Origin of the sequence: Agrobacterium sp. LR_9 (assembly GCF_041954855.1) — a bacterium.
In the GTDB taxonomy this organism is placed as follows: domain Bacteria; phylum Pseudomonadota; class Alphaproteobacteria; order Rhizobiales; family Rhizobiaceae; genus Agrobacterium; species Agrobacterium leguminum.
In genome coordinates this window covers 93,960-110,413 of sequence record NZ_JAVAYA010000013.1, presented here as the reverse complement: position 1 = coordinate 110,413, position 16,454 = coordinate 93,960, and the positions used below count along the sequence as shown (strand labels likewise).

The 16,454-nt window shown below is 59.5% G+C and carries 12 protein-coding genes; 7 read left to right on the top strand and 5 right to left on the bottom strand.

What is annotated here, in order from left to right:
• Positions 1 to 27 precede the first annotated feature (27 nt).
• The 4 genes from glf to RAC79_RS16195 form a co-directional block, all read right to left on the bottom strand.
• Positions 28 to 1,185, bottom strand: coding sequence for a UDP-galactopyranose mutase (gene glf, locus RAC79_RS16210; RefSeq protein ID WP_078053722.1), 1,158 nt, complete (start codon positions 1,183 to 1,185; stop codon positions 28 to 30).
• Positions 1,186 to 1,285: 100 nt separating this feature from the next.
• Positions 1,286 to 3,331: a glycosyl transferase gene (locus RAC79_RS16205; protein WP_374997286.1), complete on the bottom strand. Its 2,046-nt coding sequence runs from the start codon at positions 3,329 to 3,331 to the stop codon at positions 1,286 to 1,288.
• Between the two features lie 384 nt (positions 3,332 to 3,715).
• The gene (locus RAC79_RS16200; RefSeq protein WP_374997285.1) at positions 3,716 to 6,685 is read right to left on the bottom strand and encodes a beta strand repeat-containing protein; all 2,970 of its coding nucleotides are present in this window, start codon (positions 6,683 to 6,685) and stop codon (positions 3,716 to 3,718) included.
• A 760-nt stretch (positions 6,686 to 7,445) separates the two neighbouring features.
• The gene (locus RAC79_RS16195; RefSeq protein WP_125146124.1) at positions 7,446 to 8,339 is read right to left on the bottom strand and encodes a LysR family transcriptional regulator; all 894 of its coding nucleotides are present in this window, start codon (positions 8,337 to 8,339) and stop codon (positions 7,446 to 7,448) included.
• A 126-nt stretch (positions 8,340 to 8,465) separates the two neighbouring features.
• On the opposite strand from RAC79_RS16195, the gene RAC79_RS16190 reads away from it, so the two are divergent.
• Genes RAC79_RS16190 through RAC79_RS16180 form a run of 3 tightly spaced genes read left to right on the top strand, consistent with a single transcriptional unit; the run spans position 8,466 to position 11,217 of the window.
• Positions 8,466 to 9,653: an MFS transporter gene (locus RAC79_RS16190; protein ID WP_374997284.1), complete on the top strand. Its 1,188-nt coding sequence runs from the start codon at positions 8,466 to 8,468 to the stop codon at positions 9,651 to 9,653.
• On the top strand, positions 9,650 to 10,114 hold the full coding sequence (locus tag RAC79_RS16185; RefSeq protein ID WP_374997283.1) for a cyclophilin-like fold protein: 465 nt from the start codon (positions 9,650 to 9,652) through the stop codon (positions 10,112 to 10,114). Before RAC79_RS16190 ends, RAC79_RS16185 begins: the two co-directional genes overlap by 4 nt.
• Positions 10,115 to 10,137: 23 nt before the next feature.
• Positions 10,138 to 11,217: an alpha/beta hydrolase gene (locus RAC79_RS16180; RefSeq protein ID WP_078053717.1), complete on the top strand. Its 1,080-nt coding sequence runs from the start codon at positions 10,138 to 10,140 to the stop codon at positions 11,215 to 11,217.
• Between the two features lie 102 nt (positions 11,218 to 11,319).
• Here the strand turns inward: RAC79_RS16180 and RAC79_RS16175 are convergent, their stop codons facing one another.
• Positions 11,320 to 12,219, bottom strand: coding sequence for a LysR family transcriptional regulator (locus RAC79_RS16175; protein ID WP_125146127.1), 900 nt, complete (start codon positions 12,217 to 12,219; stop codon positions 11,320 to 11,322).
• 119 nt (positions 12,220 to 12,338) lie between these two features.
• On the opposite strand from RAC79_RS16175, the gene RAC79_RS16170 reads away from it, so the two are divergent.
• The 4 genes from RAC79_RS16170 (at position 12,339) to RAC79_RS16155 (ending at position 16,449) form a co-directional block, all read left to right on the top strand.
• Positions 12,339 to 13,271 carry a VOC family protein gene (locus tag RAC79_RS16170; protein WP_374997282.1) on the top strand — a complete coding sequence of 311 codons (933 nt, stop codon included), beginning with the start codon at positions 12,339 to 12,341 and terminating at the stop codon, positions 13,269 to 13,271.
• 141 nt (positions 13,272 to 13,412) lie between these two features.
• On the top strand, positions 13,413 to 14,105 hold the full coding sequence (locus RAC79_RS16165) for a hydrolase (RefSeq protein WP_078053714.1): 693 nt from the start codon (positions 13,413 to 13,415) through the stop codon (positions 14,103 to 14,105).
• Between the two features lie 71 nt (positions 14,106 to 14,176).
• Positions 14,177 to 14,467 (top strand): XapX domain-containing protein, encoded by a 291-nt coding sequence (locus RAC79_RS16160; protein WP_065657451.1) that lies wholly within the window; start codon positions 14,177 to 14,179, stop codon positions 14,465 to 14,467.
• Positions 14,467 to 16,449 (top strand): amidohydrolase, encoded by a 1,983-nt coding sequence (locus RAC79_RS16155; protein ID WP_142845952.1) that lies wholly within the window; start codon positions 14,467 to 14,469, stop codon positions 16,447 to 16,449. The genes RAC79_RS16160 and RAC79_RS16155 overlap by 1 nt, the downstream gene beginning before the upstream one ends.
• The last annotated feature ends 5 nt before the right edge of the window (positions 16,450 to 16,454 follow it).

The following is a 16,454-nucleotide window of genomic DNA, read 5'->3' as shown; positions in this document are numbered from 1 at the left end:
AGTTGCTACGCTTCAGCCGCCGTCACCTCAAAGGGGTGAATGCAGAAATGCCGGCATGGGAGCGCCCTCCGCTCGCCGGGCGAGATAGAGGCGGGCGGTGTCGAGCGCCTCGCGAATGGTCGCATCCATGTCGAGATAGCGATAGGTCCCGAGCCGCCCGACAAAGGTTACCGACGCTTCCCGCTCGGCGCGCGCCACATATTCGGCGAGCTGTTCTTTGTCCTCGACCAGCCGGATGGGATAATAGGGAATGTCCTGCGGGCCGCATTCATGGGAGAATTCCCTGTAGCAGACGGAGCCGGCATGATCTTCCCACGGAGAAAAGTGCTTGTGTTCGGTGATGCGGGTAAAGGGCACCGAAACGTCGCCATAATTCATCACCGCACAGCCCTGATAGTCGCCGTCATAGGTGAAACGTTCGAAATTGAGCGTCCGGTACGCCAGACGGCCGAATTCGAAGTCGAAATAGCCGTCGAGCGGACCGGAATAGAAGACGTGTGCGGAGGCCGGCGCTTCGGCGCGCTGGAAATGGGTGCCAAGTTTGACGCTGATATTCGGATGATCGAGGATGCGTTCGATCATGTCCGTATAGCCGGTTTCCGGCATGCCCTGATATTTGTGGAAGAAGTAGTTGTCGTCATAGTTGAAGCGCACGGGCAGGCGTTTCAGGATCGAGGCCGGCAGTTCCGTCGGCGAGCAGCCCCATTGTTTCTCGGTGTATCCCTTGAAGAAGGCTTCATAGAGATCGCGGCCGACGAAGCGCAGCGCCTGCTCCTCGAAGGTCTGTGGATCGGTAATCGACTTGTCGGCCTTTTCCTCGATAAAGGCTCTGGCTTCATCGGGCCGGAAATTCTTGCCGAAGAACTGGTTGATCGTGTGCAGATTGACCGGCAGCGAATAGACGCGCTCGCCGCTCGTCGTTTTGACGCGGTTCTTGTAAGGCATGAATGTCTGAAAGCCGTTCACATATTCCCAGACTTCCTTGTCGTCGGTATGGAAAATATGCGGACCGTAAACATGCACCATAACGCCGGTCTCACCGTCGCGTTCGGTGTGGCAATTGCCGGCAATGTGATCGCGGGCATCGACGATATCGACCCTGTGGCCTGCCAGCGCCAGCTCCCGGCCGATGACCGCGCCGGAAAGCCCGGCGCCCACAATGACAATTCTTTCGTCCGCGAACATTGCTAAGTCAGTCCTGTTCATCCATCGCCTTGCGGGCGGTCAAGATTTGTCGGGAGGCGCCGCACGGCGCTTGTCCTCGCCGGTGTCGTTCGATCCCAGCTCAATTGTCCGGTTTCTGCCAGAGGCGGCGGTCATAGGGGATCGGCGCATAATCGTGCCATTGCCTCAGCTTCTTCAGGTAGCGCTCGCGGTAACTCTGTTCGTCCTCGAACTCGATGTTTTCCTGCAGCGCTTCTGCACCTGCTTCGTAATAAATATCGAGATTGCTGAGGTCGGGCACCGGGGTCTCGCCACGCTCGCATTCACCCTGCATTTGCCAGAAGAGTTCTTGGAGACGCCGCGCCAGGGCGGGAATATCGCGCAGGACGCTGGTGTCGCGCTGCCGGGCGATCGATTCCCTGACCTCCAGAAGGCTCTTACGGTCGCGTTCGAAACCGATGGCGCGGGCGACATAATCTTCCGGTGAGGAGCAGATCATCTCCGGCACGCCTGCTGCGGTGACGATGCTGCCGCAGAAGCGTGCGGCAAAGGTCTTGCCAGACATGGTGAGAACCGGCAGGCCTGAGGTTATCGCATCCGACGCCGTGGAATGCGCGCCATAGGGGAACGTGTCGAGAAACAGATCGGCAAGGCCGATGCGCGCAATATGCTGCGGGTTCTGGGCCTTCGGCGCGAAGATGAGCCTGTCGGACGCGACGCCGCTCTTTTCCGCAAGGTCTCGCAGGCGTTGATTGACGTCGTCATCACCCGCCAGCAGCCACAACAGGCTGCCGGGCGTCTCAGACAGGATCGTCATCCAGCGGGCGAAGCAGTTTTCCGTGATCTTCTGCATGCCGTTGAAGCTGGCATAAACGAAGGCATCCTCCGGCAGTCCGACCTCTGCCCGGGTCGGCCGGGGGGCGATGGACCGCTTCCGGTCGAGGGGCTGGTCGCAGGCGATGCGGAGCACCTTTTCGGAATAATAGATCTCGTTCTCCGGCGGGATCATGTAGCCGTCGGAGATCAGATATTGATGGAACGGGCTTCCCATCGATCCGGGATAGCCGCAGAAGCTGACGATGACAGGCGCGGGACGATAGGCGAAGATTTTCGTACGGGCATCCTTGGTGTAGCCATTCACGTCGATCAATATATCGATCTCGTCGGCAATGATCTGAGATGCCGCGGTGGCATCATCCATGCCGTGAATATCACGCCAGCAATGAACCGCGGCCTTGATGCGTGCCTGCGTGCTGTCAGTGCCGCGGACATTGCCGCAATAATAGCCGAAGACCTCGATGCTATCCTTGTCATGCAGTTCCAGAACTTCGCAGAGTGCGAAGCCGACGGCATGATCGCGAAGATCCGACGAAAGATAGCCGACGCGCAGACGCTGGCCGGTGCCGGATTTCTGCTTGGGTGATCTGCGCGGGAACCGGCTGAGGTCTGGACGCGCACCGACCAGCATCTTGCTGAGGCGATATGCCTTGGCGAGCTGGAACATCGGGTCGTCGGCGTAACAGCTCAGCGTCAGCGACGACATCGCATCGAGCATCTTGCGCACGGGAATATGGCTCGAAGGGGCAAGTATGGGCCATTTGCACTGGCGCTGCCGCAACGATGCCCAGTGCTGGCCGGCCTCCGGCAGTTCCGGCCGCAGTTCGAATGCCTGTAGCAAGGCGGTCTCGGCCTCTTCGAGCTTTCCGGCGCCTTCTAGAACCCTGCCCATATTCTGCAGGGTCATATGCCGATGGCCGATTGTCTCGGCGTCGACGCTTTTCGTCGCTTCGGCATAATGCGACCATTGCTCCACCGCGTGGCCGATCAGCCCGGCATCTTCAAGCGCGCGGCCGAGATTGATGTGGCCGGGCGCGAATTCCGGGTTGGCCTTCAGGCAGGCGCGAAACGCCTGTACAGCGCCGGCCCGATCGCCCAGCTGGTTGAGCATGACGGCATAGTTGAAATAGGCGAGATGGATCGTCGGGTTGTTGTCGTTGAATGCGACCCAGGTCTTGTAAAGTTCCGCCGCCGCCGCCTGTTGCCCGGCGGCATTGAGCGCCTCTGATATGCTCAGCAGATCCATGAGGCTCAGCCGCTGGTTCCGCGCAAGATCGAGTGCACTCGGAGCGGTGTCGTCATTTGATGGGGAGACTTGGTTGGCGGTCATGACATCCTGCGGCAAGGCGACAAAGGGTCGAAGATAAGAACAGCCTGTTGATGGGCCATCCTTAGCTATCGCAGGTAACTTGCCTGTGGCTGGATGTATTGAGATCCGGGTTGCTTGCGCTGATCAGCCGCGGGCTTTGAGGAGCGAAATGTCCTTCCAGTCGAACGGTCGCCTGGGAGGCAACGGATCAGTCAGGCCAAGGGACCAATTGCTGATATTTTCTCCGGGCGAGAATGCCTCAGCTCATTGTTCTGTCGCGCTATGAAAGCATTGTTTCGATAAACGATGCAGACGAATTTTTCAGAAATCTTTCGAAGTATTCTGCGACGAAAAGGCCACGACGCGGCTTCGGGCCGCGTCGTGGATTGTCTTGTTTCTTAAATTTTATACACCCTTGTAAGCCTTGATGACCGCTTCAACCTGTGCGTCGTTCATGACTTTCAGCTGCTGGGCCGAAAGAGCTCCAGCCTGGGCGGTGCTGAGGCCGCCGATAGCCGCGGTGGAAAGACCGGCGACGGCATTGGCGCTGATAGCCTTGATCTCGTCTGTCGAGAACAGCGCCAGCTCGGTGCTGTTGAGCGTAGCGACCTGAGCAGAATTCAGACCAGACACCTGTTCGGAGGTCAGTGCCGCGATCTGATCGGTCGAGAGGGCTGCGAACTGCGTCGAGGACAGTGCTGCGGCCTGAGCCTTGCTGAGTGCGGCGATATTGCCGGTGCTAAGCTTGGTGGCGTCGAGACCGCCGAGAGCCTTGGCGGTGATCGACTTGACTTCGTCCGCCGTGAAGGTGGCAAGGTTCGCGGAGTTGAAGGCGTTGAGCTGCGTCGAAGACAGGCCCGCAATCTGGGTCTTGGTCAGTGCTGCGGCGTTGTCGGTGGTAAGCGACGTAATAGCCGCAGTCGTCAGACCGGAGACGGCAGTGGCGGCGATGGCCTTGATCTCATCGGTGGAGAAGAGGGCCAGTTCGTCGCTGCTGAGCGTCGCGACCTGAGCGGAGCTGAGACCGGACACCTGATCGGAGGTGAGGGCCTTGATCTGGTCGGTTGACATGGCGGCAAACTGTGCCGTGGAGAGGGCCGAAACCTGTGCCTTGCTGAGTGCGGCGATATTGCCGGTGCTGAGCTTGGAGACATCAAGGCCAGCGAGCGCCTTGGTAGTGATTGCCTTGACTTCGTCTGCCGCGAAGGTGGCGAGGCTAGCCGAGGTCAGCGCGTTGAGCTGCGTGGACGAGAGGCCCGCAATCTGGGTCTTCGTCAGGGCTGCTGCATTATCGGTGCTGAGGGCGGCCAGGGCCGCGGTAGAAAGACCGGCAACGGCGTTGGCGGCGATAGCTTTGATCTCATCCGTGGAGAAGAGAGCCAGCTCGTCGCTGCTGAGCGTGCCGACCTGAGCGGAGCTGAGGCCAGCGACCTGATCGGAGGTGAGAGCCTTGATCTGGTCGGTCGAGAGCGCCGCGAACTGCGTCGAGGAAAGCGACGTTACCTGAGCCTTGGTCAGTGCGGCGATGTTGCCGGTGCTGAGCTTGGTCACATCGAGACCGGAGAGCGCCTTGGTGGTGATCGCCTTGATCTCGTCTGCCGTAAAGGTGGCAAGGTTTGCGGAGGTCAGCGCGTTGAGCTGCGTGGACGAAAGGCCGGCAATCTGGGTCTTCGTCAGGGCAGATGCATTGTCGGTCGTAAGGGCAGCGAGGGCTGCGGACGAAAGGCCGGCAACGGCGTTGGCGCCGATGGCCTTGATCTCATCGGTGGAGAAGAGGGCCAGTTCGTCGCTGCTGAGCGTCGCGACCTGAGCGGAGCTGAGACCGGACACCTGATCGGAGGTCAGCGCCTTGATCTGGTCGGTCGACATGGCGGTAAACTGTGCCGTTGAGAGGGCCGAAACCTGTGCCTTGCTGAGTGCGGCGATATTGCCGGTGCTGAGCTTGGAGACATCAAGGCCAGCGAGCGCCTTGGTTGTGATTGCCTTGACTTCGTCCGCCGTGAAGGTGGCGAGGCTAGCCGAGGTCAGGGCGTTGAGCTGCGTGGACGAGAGGCCGGCGATCTGCGTCTTCGTCAGGGCCGTGGCATTGTCGGTCGTAAGGGCAGCCAGAGCCGCCGTGGAAAGGCCAGCGACCGCATTGGCGCTCAAGGCGCCGATCTCTGCCGTGGAGAAGAGGGCCAGTTCGTCGCTGCTCAGTGTGCCGACCTGGGCGGAGCTCAGACCAGAGACCTGCTCGGAGGTCAGCGCCTTGATCTGATCAGTCGACATGGCGGCGAACTGCGTCGAGGAAAGCGACGTTACCTGAGCCTTGGTCAGCGCGGCGATGTTGTCGGTGCTGAGCTTGGTCACATCGAGACCGGAGAGCGCCTTGGTGGTGATCGCCTTGATCTCGTCTGCCGTAAAGGTGGCGAGGTTTGCGGAGGTCAATGCGTTGAGCTGCGTGGACGAAAGGCCGGCAATCTGGGTCTTCGTCAGGGCAGATGCATTGTCGGTCGTGAGGGCAGCGAGGGCTGCGGACGAAAGGCCGGCAACGGCGTTGGCGGCGATCGCTTTGATCTCGTCTGTCGAGAAGAGAGCCAGTTCGTCGCTGCTGAGCGTCGCGACCTGAGCAGAGCTGAGGCCAGAGACCTGCTCGGATGTCAGCGCCTTGATCTGATCAGTCGACATGGCCGCAAACTGCGCAGTGGAGAGCGCCGAAACCTGCGCCTTGCTGAGTGCGGCGATATTGCCGGTGCTGAGCTTGGTCACATCGAGACCAGCAAGGATCTTGGTGCTGATCGCCTTGACTTCGTCTGCCGAGAAGGTTGCAAGGCTGCCGGAGCTGAGCGCATTGAACTGCGTGGAAGACAAGGCGGCGATCTGCGTCTTTGTCAGCGCGGCTGCATTGTCGGTGCTGAGGGCGGCGATGGCTGCTGTGGAAAGACCAGCGATGGCAGTGGCGCTGATCGCCTTGATCTCGTCGGTAGAGAAGAGGGCCAGTTCGTCGCTGCTCAGTGTTGCAACCTGAGCGGAGCTGAGGCCTGCGACCTGAGACGAGTTGAGTGCCTTGATTTGGTCGGTCGAAAGGGCGTCAATCTGGCTGGCATAAAGGGCGGTAACCTGAGAGGACGACAGGCTGCTGACCTGAGCGGAGCTCAGTTTCGCCATCTGGGTGAGGGTCAGACCCTTGACTGCCGTCACGGAAATGGCGCGCAGGTCCTCAGAGCTGAAAAGAGCAAGGTTATCCGTGCTCAAAGACGCGATCTGAGATGACGAAAGAGCCTTGATTTTGGTGCTATCAAGAGCATTCACGTCTTCCGACGTCAGGCTGGCAATGGTGGACGTCGAAAGCTTGGAAATCTGCACAGCAGACAATGAGGAGAGGATCGAAGTCATGAACGTGTCCTTTACCGAATGGCGGATGGTCACGCCTATCTGCTGCCAGACACTGCCTATGATGACAGCGGTCCGACATCCGCAAATAAAGCGAAATTGTGGAGAACATGGCTCATGTGAACCTGCGCTGGAAACGCTTCATGCAATTCGAGCCGGAGATAGGGGCCCGGATTTTCCACGCTAGCTTGTGCGAATGCCGCTCAATAATTTCTGCCGCTTAAGATTTTCGCGACGAGCGTGTCATATCAGGCCAACATTTAAAGCCTAGTTAATATTTGGAGGCGTCGCATTTTATTCTTGATGTTTTCGTATCTTAGAGTCTTGTAGAGTATAAAATCACGAAGCCAACTATCGATTCGATCGGCTTCCACTGCGGGCAACCAGACGTGACAGCTCACGGATAAGTAGTATCCGTTTTGAGGGGCGAGAGCGCAAGGGTTTGACCGTTATTTTCGTCTAAAACTGTCCTGCGATTCTTGCCGGGCGCTGACCCACCTATGTAACGGCTGCCAGAATCGGACAATGCTTTGCTTTGTCGCCTTTATTTCGGGTGCCGTGTAGTTGGTTTTTTTAAAGCGGGAGCTGTTATTTCCGGTTTCCGGGCCACGGCAATGCTTCGGCCGGGCGGGCACGGGTCGTGCGATGATTCGGCGATATCCCGATGGGGAAAACTGGTGTCCAAGGCGCAATGACCCGCCACAAATGACGGGCTGGTTTGGTTTGACCCAGCTGCCCCTGGGCAAGACTTCAATCGCCGGTATCAGGCATGATGGCGCAGGGCATCGATGATTACCTTCATCGCCGGAGACATCTGGCGCCTGCTGGCGTAATAGAGGTGATAGCCGGTGAAGGGTGCGCTCCAATTGTCCAGAACCGCCTGCAATCTCCCTTCGGCGATGTGCTCCTCGACAAGGTCTTCGGGAATATATGCGATGCCGTAGCCTTTCATCGCCGCGTCGATCTGGGAGATCGATGAGTTGAAGCTGAGTTGCCCGTCAACTCTGACCCGCAGTTCTCGCCCGTCCTTTTCAAACTCCCAGGTGTAAAATCCGCCCCAGGTGGCCTGACGTGTATTGATGCAGACATGGCCGACCAGATCCTGGGGTGTGGCAGGGATGCCGTGTCTGGCGAAGTAGTCCGGCGAAGCCACGGCCCGGAGCCGCCAGTCCGGACCGATCCTGACGGCAATCATGTCCCTGTCGACGCTCTCGCCCAGTCGCACGCCGGCATCGAAGCGTTCCTCGACAATATTGCGCATGCCATTGTCGCTATAGAGTTCGACATGGATGTCAGGATAGTTGGTGAGTACGCGGCTCAGCTTCGGCCAGACGGTCGTTTGCAGGGCGTGATCGGACAAGGTGAGGCGCACGGTGCCTGAGGGTTTTTCACGAAAGGCGACGAGGTCCGCCAAATCCGCCTCGATCCCCTGAAATCGCGGAGCGATGGACAAAAACAGGCGCTCGCCGGCTTCCGTGGTGGCCACGCTGCGTGTCGTCCGTGTCAGGAGCCGCACGCCCAGCCGGGCTTCCAGCTGCTTGATTGTGTAGCTCAATGTCGACTGCGATGTTCCAAGCGTCGCCGCAGCCTTTGTGAAGCTCCGCTCCTTAGCAACCTCCATGAACCAGAGGAGATCCTTCATGTCCTCTCGCTGCATCAAACCTCGCCAATTAATATTGAATTTCGATAAGTCCATGCGAATTAGCACGGATTGTCCGCAAAGTCGCCCGGCAATATCTTGCCGCCATTGAAAGAAACCGGGATTTTAGTGGGATCTGGGCGAATGGCACTCACTTATGACGAAGAGATGGGCAGCAGGCGCGCGGCATGGAGCGCCGTGCTTTGCATGACGCTCTGCGCCTTCGTATTGATCGCTTCGGAATTCATGCCCGTCAGCCTGCTGACGCCGATCGCTGCCGATCTCGGTGTTTCGGAAGGCAATACGGGGCAGGCGATCTCCGTCTCCGGCATCTTTGCGGTCATCACCAGCCTGTTCATTGCCGGCCTGACCCGGCGGCTCGACCGGCGCCTTGTCGTGCTCGGCCTGACGGCGCTGCTGATGTTGTCCGGAATCGTGGTCACCCTTGCACCGTCTTTTCCGGTTTTGATGCTTGGCCGCGCCTTGCTCGGCATTTCGATCGGCGGCTTCTGGTCGATGTCCACCGCCATCGTGATGCGTCTTGTCTCCCATGCCCAGGTGCCGAAGGCGCTTGCCCTGCTGAATGCCGGCAATGCGGTTGCGGCAACGGTTTCCGCCCCGCTCGGCAGCCTGCTGGGCGCCTATATCGGCTGGCGCGGCGCCTTCTTTCTTGTCGTGCCGATCGGCCTGCTTGCACTCCTATGGCAATGGATCGTCCTGCCGGAACTCCCGCCGCGGCGCGACCGCGCATCCACGACTATCTTCAGGCTGCTTGGACGTCCAGCCGTCGCAGCGGGCATGATCGCGATCCTGCTGTTATTCATGGGCCAGTTCGCACTTTTCACCTATCTGCGGCCCTTTCTCGAACGGGTCACGCGGGTCGAAATCACGGTGCTGTCACTGTTGTTTCTGATCATGGGACTGGCCGGGGCGGTCGGAACATGGGTCATCGGTCGACTGCTGCAACGCCGTCTCTTCAGCATTCTTGTGGTCATTCCGATGATGATGGCCGGTATCGCGCTCTCCATGGTCGTCTTTGGCGAAGCGGAACGTCCAGTCATCGCCGCCCTTGTCGGCTGGGGTTTTCTTGGAACCGCCGCACCGGTTGGCTGGGGCACCTGGCTGAGCCGCATTCTGCCCGACGATGCCGAGGCCGGCGGCGGGCTTCAGGTTGCCGTCATTCAACTGGCGATCACGGCGGGGGCCTCGGTCGGTGGAATTTTATTCGACAGTTTCGGTTGGTGGTCCGCCTTCACATTGAGCGCATTGCTGCTCTGCTGCTCCTCGCTCGCGTCTTTTGTCGCCTGGCGGCTGGCGCGGAAGCCGTCATGAAGGTGCGCCCGATGGTTCCTGCCCGACGCATCCTGCTGGCGATGGCCGCCGCGTTCATCCTGCCCGGGCGAGTCCTCAGCAAAAGCGGCGCCGACAATCAGGAGAAGACCGGTTTGAAGATCAAGCTGACTTTCGGAGAAAACACAATGATCGCGACGCTCTACGACAATCCGTCGGCGCGCGATTTTGCATCCATGCTTCCGCTCGATCTCAAGATCGCCGACTTCGGCTCCAATGAGAAGATCGCCTACCTCCCTCGAAAGTTGACAGTCGAAGGCCATGGTCCGTTCGACAACGAGCGGCGTTACGACCTTTGTTATTACATGCCCTGGGGCAATCTCGCGATGTTCTATGCCGACTACAGGCATCCCGGCCTCATTCGGCTGGGACGCTTCGATCAAGGCTACGAAGCGCTTCATATCCCTGGGGAATTTCCGCTGCGTATTGAACGCGTCCAATGAACCGAACCCCAGGAGTTCCCAGCATGAGCAAGCCAATCGAAACGAGTGAAACCTGCAATACCGGCAGGCGCAACCTGATGAAGGCAACGGGCATCGTCGCCGCCGCAATGGGCATGGTGCAGGTGGCGGGTGCGACGCAGGCGTTCGCCCAAACCTCTTCGTGGGACAAGGTCTTCGCGAAGAGCGACAATGTCGACCACCAGAAGGTCTCGTTCAGGAACCGATACGGCATTACTCTCGTAGGCGATCTTTACCTGCCAAAGAACCGCGGAGCTGCGCCTTTGGCTGCTCTTGTCGTCAGCGGTCCCTTTGGTGCCGTGAAGGAACAGTCGTCCGGCCTTTATGCACAGACCATGGCGGAGCGCGGATTTGCCGCGCTGGCGTTCGATCCGTCCTATACCGGAGAAAGCGGTGGTGAGCCCCGGAACGTCGCGTCGCCGGATATCAATACAGAGGATTTCAGTGCCGCGGTCGACTATATCGGGCTGCAATCCTACGTGGATCGCGAGCGCATCGGTGTCATCGGCATCTGCGGCTGGGGCGGCATGGCGCTGAATGCCGTGGCGGTGGACAAGCGCGTGAAGGCAGTCGTGGCCAGCACCATGTATGACATGACGCGGGTGATGTCCAAAGGCTACAACGACAGCGTTACCCTCGAACAACGCACGCAGGCGCTGGAGCAGATGAGCCGGCAGCGCTGGCAGGATGCGGAAAAGGGAAGCCCCGCCTATCAACCCCCTTATAACGATCTCAAGGGTGGCGAAGCGCAGTTCCTGATCGATTATCACGACTATTACCGGACACCGCGCGGTTACCATGCGCGCGCCGTCAACTCCGGCAATGCCTGGACGCAGACGACACCGCTGTCATTCATGAACATGCCAATCTTGACTTATATCGCCGAAATATCGCCGCGGCCGGTGATGTTCATCCATGGGGAAAAGGCGCATTCCCTCTATTTCAGCGAGACCGCTTTCGCCGCGGCTGCCGAACCGAAGGAGCTGGTGATCATTCCGGACGCCAACCACACGGACCTTTATGACCGCGCCGACAAGATCCCGTTCGACCGGATCGCCGCTTTCTTCAATCAGCATCTGGCGTAGAAGGCGATCATAAAGATGTGACGGCAGCCGTGGCTGCCGTCACATTATTTTTCGCCTCAGGCGGCGCGCTCGTGCGCGTCGGCACTGTCAGTGCTGCCGGCTCTAGTCCAGCATCACCATATGTGCCGGCAACTGCTCTTCAAAAAATTTCGAGAAAGTCGCAATACGGGGTGGCAGCGCCTGATAGGGCGGATAATAAAGCGTCAGCCAGAGTTCGGGTGGCACCCAGCCGGGCAGCACATGAACGAGCCGGCCGCTATGGATATGTTCGGCGATATTAAATCCCGGCAGCAGGGCCACACCGGCGCCTTCCGCTGCCATATCGGCCAGAACCTCGCCGCTATTGGCGCTAAATGCCCGGCCGGCCGATATGGTGATGCTCGATCCGCCGTCCGACAGGACCCAGTTCTCCCGCCGGCTTTCACCGCTATAGGCAAGGCAATCGTCAGGGGTCAGCTCGCCCGGATGCTCCATCTGCGTAAACCGGCTGCCTGGGGCCGCCACCAATATTCTCGGCACGGCCCTGATCTTGCGCCAGATGGTGAATTTGTCCGATGGGGCGGACGAAATGCGGATTGCCAGATCGTAGTCGTCATCCACGATATTGATCAGGCCGTCCGAGAGCGAAATCTCGAAGCACATTTTCGGATAGAGCTCCCGGAAACCGGACAGGATCGGCGGCAGCACCGTCTTGCCGAGCCATGTCGGCGCGCTGATCCTCAGCCGCCCCTCATCCGCCTTATGGGCGTTGCGGACATCGCGCCGGGCATTCTCCAGCGCCTCGACAGCGGGCTGGATCTGTGCGGCGAAGATCGCCCCGTCCGTCGTCAAGGAAACCTGCCGGGTGGTGCGGACGAATAATTGCACACCGAGATCGTCTTCAAGCGCGGCAATAGCACGGGTGACGGCGGCTGCCGTCATGCCCAGTTCGCGGGCGACCTGCGCGAAGTTGCGCTTTTCGGCCGCCATCAGAAAGGTTTTGAGAGCTTTATGATCGTTCATCGCCATTATTTCAAAAATCGCAATTCATTCGAGAAAAATATTGCAATTCCGCGATGCAATCAAGCGGGTTACATCTTTGTCCATCGAAACGGACACACCAAAGATGAAAGGCGCCGACGATGATCAAGGATATCAAGGGCCTGCACCACGTCACCTCCATGGCGTCGGACGCCCGGCAGAACAACAGTTTCTTCACTGATACGCTCGGCCTGCGCCGGGTGAAGAAAACCGTCAACTTCGACGAACCCAGCGTCTATCACCTTTATTACGGCGACGAAAAGGGAACGCCCGGCACGGTCATGACCTATTTTCCCTTCGCCAACATGATGGCCGGCCGTCCCGGCGTCGGCGAGGTGGGCGAGACGCAGTTTTCCATTCCGAAGGGTTCGCTGGGTTTCTGGAAAGAGCGTCTCCTCGCCAAAGGCGCTGCCGGCATTCAGGCCGACACGGTCTTCGGCGCCAATCGCCTGCGCTTCACCGGCCCCGATGGCGATGGCCTTGCTCTGATCGAAACAGGCGACGACGCCCGTGCCGCCTGGCTGGCCGAGGGAATTTCCGAAGACAACGCCATACGCGGTTTCACCGGCGCACGGTTCAATTTGCATGACACCGCCGCAACCGAAGAACTGCTGCGTTTCATGGGTTATGAGCGGACTGATGTTGAAGGCAATGTGACGCGTTTCGTCATTCCCGGGGGCAACGGGGCAGATACGATCGATCTTGCGGCCCTGCCCAAGACACCCTTTGCCCGTTCGGGAGCGGGCTCGGTCCACCATATCGCCTTCGCAGTCGAAAACCGCGAGAAGCAGCTGGAAGTGCGCAAGGCGCTGATGGATACGGGTTATCAGGTCACGCCCGTCATCGACCGCGATTATTTCTGGGCGATCTATTTCCGCACGCCGGGCGGCATCCTGTTCGAGGTCGCCACCAATGAGCCCGGTTTCGATCGCGACGAGGATACCGCGCATCTGGGCGAAGCGCTCAAGCTGCCGAGCCGCTACGAGCCTTTCCGCAACCAGATCGAGGCGAACCTCGCTCCGCTTGCAGCGTAAAGCGGGTCTCTGATCCGCATCCACTGACCAAGATACCCTCGCTTTTCAAGACGGCTGCCCCTGCCGGGCAGCCGGCCGGCGAAGCCTTCTCAATTTCCACCGCCGTAGATCGGCAACCACCACCTGAACGGAGAACTGAAAATGTCCAAGCTCGAAGTCCTTACCCCCGCCAACAGCCAGCTCATCTTCATCGACCAGCAGCCGCAGATGGCTTTCGGTGTGCAGTCCATCGACCGGCAGACCCTGAAGAACAATGTCGTCGGCCTCGCCAAGGCGGCAAAGATTTTCAACATTCCGACGACCATCACCACGGTCGAAACGGAAAGCTTCTCCGGCAACACTTTCCCGGAACTGCTTGCGGTCTTTCCGGAAAACGACATTCTCGAGCGTACCTCGATGAATTCCTGGGATGACCAGAATGTCCGCGATGCGCTGGCGAAGAACGCCGCCGGTGGCCGCAAGAAGATCGTCGTCTCCGGCCTGTGGACGGAAGTGTGCAACACCACCTTTGCGCTCTCCGCACTCCACGATGTCGCAGATTACGAGATCTACATGGTGGCGGACGCTTCCGGCGGCACCTCTCTCGATGCGCATAAATATGCCATGGACCGCATGGTGCAGGCCGGCATCATTCCCGTCACCTGGCAGCAGGTGCTACTCGAATGGCAGCGCGACTGGGCGCGCAAGGAAACCTATGACGCCGTCACCTCGCTGGTGAAGGAACATTCCGGCGCCTACGGCATGGGCATCGACTATGCCGTCACCCATGTCCATGGCGGTGAAGAACGCGTCAAGCACGGCAAGCGCATCGGCCCCAACCCGGCCAAGAAATAAGCTTTCAACCACGCCGCGCCGGCAGGATCGTCATCCAGCCCGGTGCGGCTTTCACCCATCCGGAGGTTCCCATGAAAGTCTATCTTCTGTCCCTTGGCGCTGGCCTGCTGGTCGGTATCGTTTACAGCCTGCTCAATGTGCGTTCTCCCGCACCGCCCGTCATCGCTCTCGTCGGTCTGCTCGGCATCCTGGTTGGAGAGCAGATCATTCCTTTCGCAAAGACGATTGCCGGCAAGGAACCGGCCGTCGTTTCGTGGATCAACCAGATCAAGCCGCACATGTTCGGCCATATGCCGAAGGGTGGCGCTGAAACCACGGGTCTCGCCGAAGTTAAACAGCCGATCAACCGGGAGAGAAGCTGATGCCGACACGACGCACCTTTCTTGGCGCGGCCTCGAGCCTTGCCTTTCCGAATCTGTTTTCACCGGCTAAGGCCGCTGATCCCATCAAGACCGGAGGTTCTTCCATGCATCCAGATACGATCCTTCACAACGGCCGCGTCACGACGCTTGATCGCGGCAATCCCAATGCAACGGCAGTCGCCATCAAGGATGGCCTGTTCCTGGAAGTCGGAAGCGATGCCGAGGTCATGGCCCTTGCCGGGTCGGATACGAAGATCGTCGACCTGAAGGGCAAGCGGGTTCTGCCCGGCCTGATCGACAACCACACCCACGTCGTGCGCGGTGGCCTGAACTTCAACATGGAACTGCGCTGGGACGGCGTGCGCTCGCTTGCCGATGCCATGGACATGCTGAAGCGGCAGGTGGCGATCACGCCGGCCCCGCAATGGGTGCGGGTCGTGGGCGGTTTCACCGAGCATCAATTCGTTGAAAAGCGCCTGCCGACCATCGAGGAGATCAATGCGGTGGCGCCGGATACGCCGGTCTTCCTGCTGCATCTTTACGACCGGGCGCTGCTGAACGGTGCGGCACTTCGCGCCGTCGGTTACACTAGGGATACGCCGAACCCGCCCGGCGGCGAGATCACCCGCGACGCCAACGGCAATCCGACCGGCCTGCTGCTCGCCAAGCCGAATGCCGGCATCCTCTATTCGACGCTTGCCAAGGGGCCGAAGCTGCCGCTCGACTATCAGGTCAATTCCACCCGCCACTTCATGCGTGAGCTGAACCGGCTGGGCGTGACCGGCGTGATCGATGCCGGCGGCGGCTTCCAGAATTATCCTGACGATTACGAGGTGATCCAGAAGCTGTCGGATGAGAACCAGATGACGGTTCGGCTGGCCTACAACCTCTTCACGCAGAAGCCGAAACAGGAGAAGGAGGATTTCCTCAACTGGACGCAATCGGTCAAATACAAGCAGGGCAACGACTATTTCCGGCACAATGGTGCGGGCGAAATGCTGGTCTTTTCCGCTGCCGATTTCGAGGATTTCCGTCAGCCGCGGCCCGATATGCCACCGGAGATGGAAGGCGAGCTTGAAGACGTTGTCCGGATTCTGGCGGAAAACCGCTGGCCCTGGCGTCTGCATGCCACCTATGACGAGACGATTTCGCGGGCGCTGGATGTCTTCGAAAAGGTCAACCGGGATATCCCGCTCGAAGGGTTGAACTGGTTCTTCGACCATGCCGAAACCATCTCCGACCGCTCCATCGACCGTATCGCAGCCCTTGGCGGCGGTATCGCCACCCAGCACCGCATGGCCTATCAGGGCGAATATTTCGTCGAGCGTTATGGTCAGGGCGTGGCGGAAGCCACACCGCCGATTGCGAGAATGCTGGAAAAGGGCGTGAATGTTTCGGCCGGTACGGATGCAACGCGTGTCGCCTCCTATAATCCCTGGGTGTCGCTGTTCTGGATGGTGACGGGCAAGACGGTCGGTGGCATGCAGCTTTATCCGCGCGCCAATTGCCTCGATCGCGAGACGGCTCTGCGCATGTGGACCGAAAAAGTCACCTGGTTCTCGAACGAGGAGGGCAAGAAGGGCCGCATCGAAAAAGGCCAGTTCGCCGATCTCGTGGTGCCGGACAAGGATTATTTCTCCTGCGCGGAAGATGAGATTTCCTTCCTCACCTCGGAACTGACCATGGTGGGCGGCAAGATCGTTTATGGCGCCGGTGACTTCAAGGCACTGGATGAAAGCAATATTCCGCCGGCGATGCCCGACTGGTCGCCTGTGCGAACCTTCGGCGGTTATGCCGCCTGGGGTGAGCCGCAGGGCGCTGGAAAGAATTCACTCAGACGGGCTGCGATCTCCTCCTGCGGCTGCGCCAATGATTGCGGCGTTCACGGCCACGACCACGCCGGCGCATGGACGTCGAAATTGCCGATTGCCGATCTGAAGGGCTTTTTCGGAGCGCTGGGCTGCTCCTGCTGGGCAGTCTGAGCCCG

Excerpts from the sequence above, each read along its gene's own strand:
- RAC79_RS16205 (WP_374997286.1), bottom strand. The coding sequence starts at position 3,331 with ATGACCGCCAACCAAGTCTCCCCATCAAATGACGACACCGCTCCGAGT.
- RAC79_RS16190 (WP_374997284.1), top strand. The coding sequence starts at position 8,466 with ATGGCACTCACTTATGACGAAGAGATGGGCAGCAGGCGCGCGGCATGG.
- RAC79_RS16185 (WP_374997283.1), top strand. The coding sequence starts at position 9,650 with ATGAAGGTGCGCCCGATGGTTCCTGCCCGACGCATCCTGCTGGCGATG.
- glf (WP_078053722.1), bottom strand. The coding sequence starts at position 1,185 with ATGTTCGCGGACGAAAGAATTGTCATTGTGGGCGCCGGGCTTTCCGGC.
- RAC79_RS16180 (WP_078053717.1), top strand. The coding sequence starts at position 10,138 with ATGAGCAAGCCAATCGAAACGAGTGAAACCTGCAATACCGGCAGGCGC.
- RAC79_RS16165 (WP_078053714.1), top strand. The coding sequence starts at position 13,413 with ATGTCCAAGCTCGAAGTCCTTACCCCCGCCAACAGCCAGCTCATCTTC.
- RAC79_RS16170 (WP_374997282.1), top strand. The coding sequence starts at position 12,339 with ATGATCAAGGATATCAAGGGCCTGCACCACGTCACCTCCATGGCGTCG.
- RAC79_RS16160 (WP_065657451.1), top strand. The coding sequence starts at position 14,177 with ATGAAAGTCTATCTTCTGTCCCTTGGCGCTGGCCTGCTGGTCGGTATC.
- RAC79_RS16155 (WP_142845952.1), top strand. The coding sequence starts at position 14,467 with ATGCCGACACGACGCACCTTTCTTGGCGCGGCCTCGAGCCTTGCCTTT.
- RAC79_RS16175 (WP_125146127.1), bottom strand. The coding sequence starts at position 12,219 with ATGAACGATCATAAAGCTCTCAAAACCTTTCTGATGGCGGCCGAAAAG.
- RAC79_RS16195 (WP_125146124.1), bottom strand. The coding sequence starts at position 8,339 with ATGCAGCGAGAGGACATGAAGGATCTCCTCTGGTTCATGGAGGTTGCT.
- RAC79_RS16200 (WP_374997285.1), bottom strand. The coding sequence starts at position 6,685 with ATGACTTCGATCCTCTCCTCATTGTCTGCTGTGCAGATTTCCAAGCTT.